At 53.3% G+C, this 10,779-nt stretch carries 11 protein-coding genes; 6 read left to right on the top strand and 5 right to left on the bottom strand.

The features are described from left to right. Nucleotides 1–306: 306 nt before the first annotated feature. Nucleotides 307–1,125: a hypothetical protein gene (locus tag ACP7BO_RS23625; RefSeq protein ID WP_178127020.1), complete on the bottom strand. Its 819-nt coding sequence runs from the start codon at nucleotides 1,123–1,125 to the stop codon at nucleotides 307–309. A 1,394-nt stretch (nucleotides 1,126–2,519) separates the two neighbouring features. Between ACP7BO_RS23625 and ACP7BO_RS23620 the strand changes: the two genes are divergently transcribed. Then, nucleotides 2,520–2,762, top strand: a complete 243-nt coding sequence (locus ACP7BO_RS23620; RefSeq protein ID WP_073510317.1) for a hypothetical protein — start codon at nucleotides 2,520–2,522, stop codon at nucleotides 2,760–2,762. Between the two features lie 34 nt (nucleotides 2,763–2,796). Continuing rightward, a complete protein-coding gene (locus tag ACP7BO_RS23615; RefSeq protein WP_426212940.1) occupies nucleotides 2,797–3,684 on the top strand; it encodes a site-specific integrase in 888 nt (295 codons plus the stop codon). Between the two features lie 361 nt (nucleotides 3,685–4,045). Here ACP7BO_RS23615 and ACP7BO_RS23610 read toward each other — a convergent pair whose 3' ends face one another. From ACP7BO_RS23610 to ACP7BO_RS23595, 4 genes are all read right to left on the bottom strand, one after another. Beyond that, nucleotides 4,046–4,756: a replication initiation protein gene (locus tag ACP7BO_RS23610; protein ID WP_153328863.1), complete on the bottom strand. Its 711-nt coding sequence runs from the start codon at nucleotides 4,754–4,756 to the stop codon at nucleotides 4,046–4,048. 164 nt (nucleotides 4,757–4,920) lie between these two features. Then, on the bottom strand, nucleotides 4,921–5,133 hold the full coding sequence (locus ACP7BO_RS23605) for a chromosome partitioning protein ParB (protein WP_073510314.1): 213 nt from the start codon (nucleotides 5,131–5,133) through the stop codon (nucleotides 4,921–4,923). 20 nt (nucleotides 5,134–5,153) lie between these two features. After that, entirely contained in the window at nucleotides 5,154–5,783 is a 630-nt protein-coding gene (parA, locus tag ACP7BO_RS23600; RefSeq protein ID WP_073510313.1) for a ParA family partition ATPase, read from the bottom strand. Nucleotides 5,784–6,030: 247 nt separating this feature from the next. After that, complete coding sequence (locus ACP7BO_RS23595; protein ID WP_426212939.1) at nucleotides 6,031–6,579, bottom strand: N-acetyltransferase; 549 nt, start codon at nucleotides 6,577–6,579, stop codon at nucleotides 6,031–6,033. A 324-nt stretch (nucleotides 6,580–6,903) separates the two neighbouring features. Here ACP7BO_RS23595 and ACP7BO_RS23590 point away from each other — a divergent pair, with 324 nt between their 5' ends. The 4 genes from ACP7BO_RS23590 to ACP7BO_RS23575 all read left to right on the top strand — a co-directional run. Then, nucleotides 6,904–8,709, top strand: a complete 1,806-nt coding sequence (locus ACP7BO_RS23590; protein WP_153328868.1) for an HsdM family class I SAM-dependent methyltransferase — start codon at nucleotides 6,904–6,906, stop codon at nucleotides 8,707–8,709. Beyond that, nucleotides 8,709–9,791, top strand: coding sequence for a BsuBI/PstI family type II restriction endonuclease (locus tag ACP7BO_RS23585; RefSeq protein WP_178127021.1), 1,083 nt, complete (start codon nucleotides 8,709–8,711; stop codon nucleotides 9,789–9,791). Before ACP7BO_RS23590 ends, ACP7BO_RS23585 begins: the two co-directional genes overlap by 1 nt. Before the next feature lie 92 nt (nucleotides 9,792–9,883). Continuing rightward, nucleotides 9,884–10,084, top strand: a complete 201-nt coding sequence (locus ACP7BO_RS23580; protein ID WP_153328869.1) for a hypothetical protein — start codon at nucleotides 9,884–9,886, stop codon at nucleotides 10,082–10,084. A gap of 425 nt (nucleotides 10,085–10,509) precedes the next feature. Next, nucleotides 10,510–10,779, top strand: a 270-nt coding sequence (locus ACP7BO_RS23575; protein ID WP_426212938.1) for a hypothetical protein, incomplete at its 3' end; no start/stop codon positions are given.

The following is a 10,779-nucleotide window of genomic DNA, read 5'->3' as shown; positions in this document are numbered from 1 at the left end:
GGCCGCGATGCTAGCCGCACCAAGTGGACGTTTTCGGTACGCCTCGGCGGGCCGCACTCCCGGCTGATCGCGGTGCGCTCACGGCGCGAAGCGATTCGTACCTGGGCCAGCCTGACGGCGGTGGGTCGCTTTGCCGAAAGGCTTGGTGTGCGAGGCTTTGCGGTGGAACTGTGACGTATAAAACCGTAAAACACAGGCACAAAAAACCGCCTTACGGAGGCGGTTTTTTGTCCCTAAGAAAAGCCCCGTCGAGTGCGGGGCTGAGTAGGCGCCTTGAGCAAGGCGAAGCTCGTTGCTACTAGGGTGTCATGGATTACCGGCCATCTGACGGGCGTAATGACGGTCACTGAGATCCTTCTTAGGATCAGCTTTGGCCCAATGCTCCGACTTCGCACAATCCATGCAAGTCAGTATCTTTGTGTCCGCACTGAGGGTGTACAGGTGAGCTTGGGGACCATCGCCAACCTTCAAACCAGCGTCCGTGACCTCGAACCTTGGAACCTCGTGTCCCAGACGATAATCCATGTTCTCAAAGTTGAACGACCAGCTTTTGATCTGGCTTTTGCGCCAGATGGTCATAATGGTCAACGGGTCTTGTTTCGTGGTGCGTTGGTAGACCCAGTCACCTTCATAAGGTGTCAGCTTCAGGGCTTGTGCATCACGTCGCCCTTGCTCCATGGCTTCCTGCTGCATTTTTTCCAGCCCAGCATTTAGCGCCTCCTCGTTCTTACGGGCTTGCTCTTTTAGCATCTGATCTACGTCATATGGCCCCTTAGGGTCATATTCCCAAACCAGATCGTCCTTCTTCAGGCTCATTACCTTGCAGTTAAGGCAATCAAGGCTTTGCTCATCGACGTTGCGCTTCATGGCCAAGCGCTTAGAACCGTTCACATCAAGAAGAAGTTTTCCATCTTTTACCAAGACCTTCATCTTACCGAACGATTTGATACCGCCCTTTCCATCGTCCGCAAAGAGCTCGGCTTCATCACCATGAATATTGAGAACTATTGCCACCTTCATATCTGAATCTTTAAGCCGGTAAGCCCCTGTGAAGTCTTCGCTCCCACAGGCAGCAAGAACTGCACCGACAACAGCCACTGCCACTAACTTGAAAAAAGTACGCATAACATTCCTTTCGTTTTATCGATGACGCTGTTTCCTAGCGTCCTGTGAGAGCAGATGGGAGCGGTAACCCAAAGTAACCTGCTCAAACCAAAGTATCATTTTGACATCACTGACTTCCGCCTACCATTGAGCTCTGAAACGAATAATTCAGCGCGAAACGGATCAAGCCACAAAAGCAGCGGCATCCAGTACAGGCGCAACACTGCTCCATCATTCGCAACGATCACAGACCGCGTCGAAGATGCCGACCAGACCAGCTCCGGACAGAGGCAACTGACGAGCATTAACTCATCTAGATCAGCGTTCATCATGGTCTGCCCCCCTCCCGATGCTCCAGCCACACCGCCCAGCCCCACAAAGCGATGCCCAGCACCCTCAGCGCAACAATGCTCCACAGCGGCAGCCAGCGATGTGAACCGATCCAGAGCCCCAATCCACCACAGAAAAGTGTCATCCACAGCCACTTCATCTCACACCTCAGATTTCGTTCGAGAGGCAAACGTTAACCGTGGGTCGAGGTGTGTCATCGCGGAACCACAAAATCGTCAGTCCCCTAGGTGGGATCTGAAGGTGCCGCGATGGTCTGCCAAGGGAACGGCAACGCCATTTCGGTGAATCGTGCATGCCGGCTGTAGAAATCTTGGGATTCCCAGTGGGTTTTCCGAGATATCCGAAAATCTCTGAGCGCCTGGCAGTGCCAGCCCAAAGGACGCTGAGTGAAATCTCAGTGGTGGGAGGATGAATGTCAGTGATTCGCCAGTGCCATCCAAAGGCTTTCCCAGGCAGGGCCCAGTGGTCTCAGAAATATCCCTGACGGCACCTTGAAGCCCCCCAATGGTTTCTCAGGGGGTGTTGTAGGATTTTCACGATCATCTTTGCGCAATAAATGTTGCGCCCATAAACGTCGAAACCCCGCTACGTAACGCAATAGAATTGCTCTTACATAGCGGGGTATATGACATATTGCCAAATAGACGCAACAAAAAAAGCGCTACACAGATAAAGCTGGATCATTCTAGTCTGGACACGTAGTCTGTGCCGGCCTTAACCGCACTACCCGGCGCCCCCAACGCGACGTCATCGTCACCGAAGGGCATAGGTGGAAGGGGGCCTTAACAACGTGATTCGTTGTTAAGGCCCCCGCACGTCAGGTACTGATACGTCATCGTATCGATACAACCGACACGGAGCCCAACCGTAAACGGGCATCAGGTCGCGCAAGCCAGACCTTAAAACGGCAAGACCGAGACCTAACTCGTAGATCAGGAGGCGTGATCAGTCCCCGCCTGCACACCAGTGCAAAGGGGGGCGAACAGGCACTAGAGATATCGCGCAAGCGGGAGTGTCGCTGAACCGTCGATGCGGTCAGTTGTTCTTACAGAAGGAAAACCGAAATGGAGCATTTAAATGTCGAAGCGGTTGCCGCACGACTCAAAGCGCAGTCCAAGGAACGGCGAAAACCGCGGACTTACGCCCAGCAGCGCTCAGTGCTGGATGAACACAAATATGACTTATTGAACCTGGATCACGCCGGCTGCAACGGTACTCAGTTACAGACCTGGCTTACTGAAAAGGGAATCACTGTCGCGCGTTCAACGGTAAATCGCTGGCTGCACCGAAACCGGCAGGATGGCTAAGTTCGCTAAACCGGCAACACAGGCTGCCTCAGTGATGAAGCAGCTGCAGGGTGACCGCATCAAATCGGTCAGCACCGTCCGCAACTACGAATCCCGTCTGAAACAAATCACTGTCTATCTCCAAGAACAGCGCCTAGGCAGTCTGCGGGACATGACGCCTGCCAGCGCCTTGGACTACCTGCGCGAGCGCGCAGCGGTTGTAGGTCAGAAAACGTTGGATATGGAGCGGCAAGCCCTTCAGTCGATGATGCAACACGTCACTCATCGACTGGAGACAGGTAAAACCCTGGGAGTCATCAGAAGCACTGCTCCGAAATCCAAAACTGGGAAACCAGGACAGCCAACACTCGGAAGGCGCCTCGCAGAGGAATCAAGGCTGTACACCCGTGCTCAGGTTGCGCTGATCGTAGCCAGACAGTCGGCCCACAATGCTCTAGCCACCGAGATTGCTCATGCCGCTGGCCTACGTGCCCATGAGCTGCTAACCCTGCGTCGCATCCATCACCAAGCACCGGATGAGCGCCCAGCACATGTTCTGAAGTTTGTTGGTATCCGTGACGAAACCATCGGTTATACCGTTTACGGCAAGGGAGGCCTGACCCGTGAGGTTCGTATTCCCATACCGTTGGCCAAACGCCTGGAAGCAACACGCCTTGCAGAACCCATCCGAACCACGGATCGAGGCGTTCACTATCAGCAGCACTACAGACTGGGTGGTGGTCAGCCCTGGAGTAAGTCCTTTGGTGCTGCCTCCAAAGCAGCTCTTGGCTGGTCAAAAGGGGCCCATGGGCTCAGGCACTGCTACGCCCAGGAGCGACTGGGCACAGTGCAACGCTACTTATCACGCGAAGAAGCCAAGCGCGTCGTGTCCCAAGAGCTTGGGCATTTCAGGCCAGAGATAATAGAAACCTACCTACGTTGACCGGGCAAGCTCGAGTTCGCCCCCGACACTGATAACTTGCGCGCGTAGCGTGCATGCCGCAGGCAGCGCCGCGAAGGAGCGAAAGGCCGATGCACGTATTTGCAGGAATGTGCGGTTTTCTCGGCCTATAGCGACTGGAGGGACGCTATTTGAGAGTGTTTATTCTTGTTTTGGTGTCGGTGTTTTTTAAACCTGTTTTTTCTTGTTTTTAATCTTGTTTTTAGCACCGCTGTAGCCCTTGTGGGACGTGGGCTTTGGCGTTTAAGTAGCTAAGGATTCCGGGTTGAAAGGCTAAGGATTCCGGGGAAAGAGCTAAGGATTCCGGGTTGAAAGGCTAAGGATTCCGGCTGTTATCCACAGACTAGGGGAAATTGAGCCGCATCTGATCGTCATCCCTGAATTTGAAGATCAGTCGACTGATAGCCCTTCCCTTTTTTTCTGTCGTCAGCTCAATCAGAAGGCCGCTTTTCTTCCTAAGTTCCGCAATGGCAGGATCTAGTACCTTGAGTTTGAGATTGCTGTAACGCTCGTAGGACGGTCCTAGCTCTAGTAACTCCCGGAAACCCTCAACGCTGATAGTGTAGAACCCCGTGCTTTTGAACTGCTGTAGTAGTTCAAACAGCCTGATTGAGTGGGTAGAGGATAGGTCCGCGATTCGCTTTAGTTCATATGTCGTGAAACTCTTGTTCAGGTGGACCAGATAGGGCTGCACGTGGACTGTAAAATAAAGTTTTGTCTCCCCTCCCCCATCCATGTAGTCCACCCGGTCAACCCAGCGGAAGCGGCTTTTGTAGCGACCATCGTATGTTTTTATATCACGCTCATAAAGCGACGATGTCGCCTCCTTCAAGGCCTCATAGGCGTGCTTAAGCGGGATGCCATACTGCTCTGAAAAATCAGGGGCCGTGATCGAAATAGGTCGAGGCATTGGTTTACGAGGGTCAATCTGAGAAATAGCGGCCAACAATAAACGCTGCTCATTCAGGGTCAGCTTGTAAGCAGCTTTCACCAAGTCATTCGACTTGGTGACGTTTTTCTTAGATGGCCCAGACTCCGCCAGATCACACTTCATAAGACTAAATCCTTCAAGAGGCTTAGCCTCATCATAACTAGCTAAAACATAAATATCTATTAGCTGATTAACCCGGAATCTTTAGTCATTTCCCACCGGGGGACCACTCAGGTTCACACAAAAAGCACTGACAAAATCAAAAACTCATTTACTTTTTTTATCAATTACTCAGGAAGTGCTGCGACATACTCAGTCAGTAGCTCCTTGATCGTTTTACCTTGCTTGGCCGCATAGATTTTCAGCTTGGTGTGCTGATCGGCTGGAAGCTGAAAGTTAACCCGCTTTATTTCTACATCATCGGACAGACTGGCTAGGGTAGCGGCCTTGTTCCTGGCACTCGGGCGACCAGCTGTGAGTGCGCCTGAATTTTTACTCATTAACTTTTTACCTCAAATACTTAAAGAAGTTTTTGCTTAATTTCATTTGCTAGGGCGCGAATCTCATCAGCGGCATCGCTGTCCGGTTCTGCTTCTAGAACCGTCGTGCCGAGTGCTGCTGTACCTGGGTAACTGACGCGCTGGGTAATACGAGAGTCCAAGACAGGTAAGCCGTAGCCAATCAGAGCTTCGGTGATTTCCCCACCAATACGAGTGCCCTTAATAGCCCGCGACACCACAAACGCAGCCTGTAGGCGGCCATCTGTGAGTTCGATACGTTGCTTGACCAGCTCAACAAGGTCGGCGGTCGCCCAAATATCGTAGGGGCTGGGCTGCACCGGGATCAGTATGAAATCAGCGGCCTTAATAGCCGATACAGCTAAATCTGCCGCCTGGGGTGCGCCGTCGATCACAACAAAATCCTTGCGGGCGACGTTCTTCAAGTCACGATCAATGGTCGGTCGGTCTATGCCGACGACGGTTAGTGGTTGGTCTTCACGCACGGCGGCCCAATCGCGGGCACTACCCTGAGGGTCTGAATCCACGAGCAGAACATCGGCACCATCCAGTTGTAGGGCACGTGCCAGATGAGTGGCTATGGTCGTTTTCCCCGACCCGCCTTTCTGGTTCAACACAGCTATAACCTTCATTGGGCACCTAAACGTAAAAGCGTTAATGATCAAATACTCATTGCATCATAGCAAAAAGATCAAATGAGTAAAAGGTAGCGTCACGACTTACAAGCATTTGGCGAAGGCTTTTTACTCAGGGAACCGAGTCCTAGTTCCCAAAAGAAAGGGATCTGTTTATCCCTGGATTTCCCCCTACCATAGTGAAGGCCGCTGCCGGCACGGCGGCCAGCTGGAATTAGGCGACGGTCGCCGGCAATCAGCTAGTTCATTGGATACCCGGCCCTGCAGGTCGACCCGCAGTGTTTTCAGATTCGACCCATTCCCAGTATTGGCGCATGGTTCGCTCATGTTCAGATTCCGGTACCAGGTGTTGCCAGCGAAGTTTTTCTTCTTCCTGGTCAGCCGTTCGGATATCGCGCTTGATTTCTACGCCGGCAGCGGCAAACCGTTTGCGCGCCTTATTCCAGAATCCCACGGCGGTACCTACTTCGTGCAGAGGTACCAAGGACACCTGGTGAGTGCACCACAGTCGCCAGAGTGTCAGCGTCGCCAGACCACGACGCCGGGAATCACCCACAATTGTCAGGTCGTAGATGTAGACCCGATCGTTGAGCGGATTAATCCCGTAGCGGATCTTCCCCACATGTTGGCCATCGACCTCGATGCCGGCGTCATACTCGGTCCCGGGAAAAGCGAAACAGCCTCGACAGGATTCCTCCCGCTCCGTCACCAGACGGACACCCGTTGCACGCTCAATCAGGATTTTGGATTGGCGCTTATGAAAAAAGTCCCGTATCAGCTCAAAAACGTCCATCTGCCCTTCCCGGTCTAAAGGTGGTGATAACGGTTTTTATCACATATAAAAATGCCCCCCACGAAGCTCAACAATGATCTAGTGCGCGAAATCCTGCTGGTGACACGGTTGTTGTTAAGCATCCAGCTATGTCACCTTCCAATGGCTCGGATGCCACAGCTATCGCTAAAATCGACATGCACCACTTTCTCTATCGTCCACAATTGACGATGAATGGGTTGCATTACATGGATATTCCGCTTGTTGCGAAATAAGTTAGCACGCAATAGCGGTCGGCGTGGAAGCCGAATCCTGTAGAATCGTGGCCCGCAAAAAGGGGGATGTATGGCACAAGAGGCACAGGTAAAAGTTGCACCGCTGGAGGCAACACGTGCGGTAGAAGCTCCGAGCCAAGCCCTGGCTTCTGCGCGAGTTATGGCTCGTGCTCTGGCTAATACCTTTCCGATTGACCGTCAGCTAACGCTGGCTCGTGCATTCGGCGTTCGGCTAATTGAAGCCTGGTGGAATGGCCTGAATGATCACGATAGTGTGCAGCAACGGTTGCGTGAGCCAATACAACCTTTCGCTACTGAGGAACTGCCAGAGGCAGCCGCCTCGCTTGCCGACACTATCGGTCGCACTGCCGCGAAGTTTGACGCAGAAACTGCGGCTTATCAGATTGGTTTGACCTATACAGGGATGTTGCCGACCGAGCATCGTGGTGAGTTCGGCATTTATTATACGCCCCCGTCTTTGACCGCTAGGCTTATCGACCAGGCTACGGCCGCAAACGTTGATTGGGCGAAGTGCCGCGTTTTAGATCCTGCGTGTGGTGGGGGTGCGTTTTTGGCACCTATAGCCCAGCGCATTCTCGACGAGCTGACAGATTGTAGCCCCAAGTTGCTGATGCAGAGCATCGGCAATCGCTTGCGCGGATATGAGATAGACCCCTTTGGGGCCTGGCTTAGCCAGGTGACACTAGATGCCGTACTGCTGCCTATCAGCCGCAAGGCCGGGCGTAGGTTGCCGGTGATGGTCTCCGTTTGTGATTCACTACGACGTAGTCCGCCAAAGGATCGTTTTGACCTGGTGATTGGTAATCCCCCTTACGGACGGGCAAAGCTCGATGCTGAAACCCGAGAGCGCTATAAGCGTTCTCTTTATGGTCACGCGAATCTATACGGTCTATTCACTGACCTCGCATTACGCCACACGAAGCCAGGAGGTGTGATTGCCTATGTCACGCCAACTTCTTTCCTAGCGGGTGTTTATTTTAAGAATTTGCGTGCTTTGCTAGGGCGCTGCTCACCGCCATTATCGATAGACTTCGTCGCAGCCCGTAAGGGCGTTTTTGATGATGTTCTGCAGGAAACAGCTCTTGCGACTTACCGGCGTGGCGCCATCCCCGCACATGTTGTTGTGTCGGAGATCGCGCCGACCATCAATGGTCTAAATGTGCAAGAGACGGGGATTGTCAGTCTCCCTAGTGATCCTTCCTTACCGTGGCTTTTACCCCGAACAATGGAACAGACAGCATTGGTCGAGCGGCTGACACGAATGCCTCACCGTCTGGCAGATTGGGGGTATGGTGTTAGCACTGGCCCTCTGGTTTGGAACCGTTTCAAGGATCAACTGGCTGAGCGTCCAAGTAGCAAACGTCTGCCCTTGATCTGGGCCGAGGCGATCACCTCTGATGGACAGTTTGTATTCCGGGCGGAGAAAAGGAATCACGCCCCATACTTTGAGTTGAGAGAAGGTGACGGGTGGTTGATTACTACCAAGCCTTGCGTCCTGTTACAGCGCACCACCGCAAAAGAGCAGAGCCGTCGCCTCATTGCAGCAGCTTTGCCAGCAGAGTTCATCGCGAAGCATGGAGGCGTAGTGATCGAGAACCATATCAATATGATTCGTCCGATAACCGAGGCTCCCCAGGTGAGCGCCGAGGTGCTTGGTGAGTTCGTTAATAGTGCGGCTGCCGACAGAGCGTTTCGCTGTGTGAGCGGTTCCGTAGCTGTTTCTGCTTACGAGCTGGAGTCGCTGCCCCTACCTGCGCCAGAGGATCTGCGCGAGTTAGCCCGTTTGGTTGAAGCAGGTGCTGATAAAGCGACCATCGAGGCCGCCTGCTCCAGACTATTTGAAGGGGGTATGTAGTGCTTCCTCCTTATGTAACAAGGGATCTTGTTGCGGAGCGGCTACCGCTGATCTTTCCTGAAGGAACACCCAATCGAAATTATTGCATCCGTGAGCTTGCCGCGAGCACGGTTTTCACCATGCTGTATATAGGCGCGGTCGAGAACAACGACGTATATCTTGGGCCTGTTCATGTCTACCGCATGGCCGATCTACAGGCTGCTGACAGCAGCGATGAATCGAGGCTGAGCTATAGGTCAAACCTGCGCAAGAAAAAATTTGTCGTTCCTGGGGTGCGTTGGTATGCAGACAACACCCGAGAACCTATTCGCGATGAAACCCTGCGCGAGGGACTTATTGTTGTCGGTGCTGTGTATGAAAAACCTGGAGTGTCCACTACTGCCGGTATCCCGCGCTATGCGCTAAAGGCTGAACTTGCTGCCCTCTTTAATCCAGCCCTTCAAGATGCCGAGCTTGAGGCCTCCATCGGAGAGTGGCAAAAAGCCCACTTGAACCAGAGCGCTTTGGCTCGCGTGTCCCTGATGCGCATGGGCGCTACTGGTAAGGATGGTGTGTTAGTTAGTTTTCCGAACGGGGAAACGCGAACTCTTACGCATGGTCCTAGCTCTATTATCTCGAAGGCGGTTGTCGAAGTATTCGCCAAATTATTCTTGGAGCAGCCTGGGGTAATTTGGCTAAGCGAATCGAGCCACAAAGTGGCAGTCCAGGATTTCAAGCTTGCGTCGATCATCGGTCTGGATATTGAGGCTCATAAAAACCTACCCGATTTGATCCTTGTTGATCTTGGCCCAACTGATCCCCTGATCGTTTTTGTTGAGGTAGTGGCTACCGATGGTGCTATCACACCGCGCCGCCAAGAGGCACTGTATGCCATTACCGACAAAGGCAAGTTCAAGCGTTCTCAGGTAGCATTTGTTACTGCCTATGCTGACCGCGAAACGGCTGGTTTCAAAAAAACCATCACAGGCTTGGCTTGGGGGACGTTCGCTTGGTTCATGAGCGAGCCGGAAAAGATCGTTGTACTAAGGGATGGTGTCAGCAGGCTTGTTAGCCTAAACGAGCTTGTAGCACAGCCAGCATAGATGTTGGTCATCGGGTTCTGGAGGTTTTTTAACACTAAAGGAACCCCCGGCCGTACCGTGTCGGTGCTGCCTACACAACCCAAGGAGTCACGATGTCGAATACAAATATCGGCGAGATCTATGAATCATTCAGCGAGGATGATGCCAATCGGTACTTGGCCGACGGCTGGGTGATAGTGGCTGTGGTCAGCGGAACCCGCGAGCTGGCAGGCAAAGAGGAAGTAGGGCCGGTCTATGTGCTTGGCAAGCCTAAGGAAAAGACCGGTACCGGGTTGTACGGTCAGAAGGTGTAAGCGGGCAGGATTACGAATAACGCCGCTTATGTTCAAAAGGCCCCCACACTTGAGAGAGTCGTGGGGGCCTTTTTTTCTGGGCACGGAAACCAACCCCCCCCTACACTGGTACACCAGCCCCCCCCTGCTAGGGGCGAATAGAGAAAACGGAAATTTTCGTACGCTAAGCGTTCTGTGTCAGGTTGAGGTCGTAGAGGTGGACGCTGCAGCGTCAGAAAATGCAGAAATAGACCCTAATCTGACGTGGGGCGAGTAATCATCCTGACGCCTGAGTGAGGTGTACTCCATTCGGACACCGACTGCACAACGCAAGGGTTTGGGACTGTCAGCAGGGCTTATCGTACGAAAATTTCCGTTTTCTCTATGCACCCCTGCTATGGTTTTACGCACTGTGGGCCACTGACTCGGATAAGGACACCCCTGCCATGCCGTTACTCGTCACGCCCTATTATGAGCGCCGTCTGCGCGATCTACGCACGCTGTCCCCGGACACCGCCGCACTGGCCGAGCGCATCGCCCTGGCCCTGCAGCCGCAAGTGCTGGCCACCTCGATTGAGACGTTGGAGGCGCAATTATTGGATCACCTGCAGGAAGTGGCTGAGCAACAGACGCGTTGTGTGACTCGACTCTGGGACTGGTTAAACGCCGTGGTCAGCGCCGGAGCGCTGACGCCACCACAGGCGGCAGCGTTTGCC

This window comes from Pseudomonas sp. TWR2-1-1, from assembly GCF_049897045.1.
Lineage (GTDB): Bacteria > Pseudomonadota > Gammaproteobacteria > Pseudomonadales > Pseudomonadaceae > Aquipseudomonas > Aquipseudomonas versuta.
This window is presented reverse-complemented; position numbering and strand designations above follow the sequence as displayed.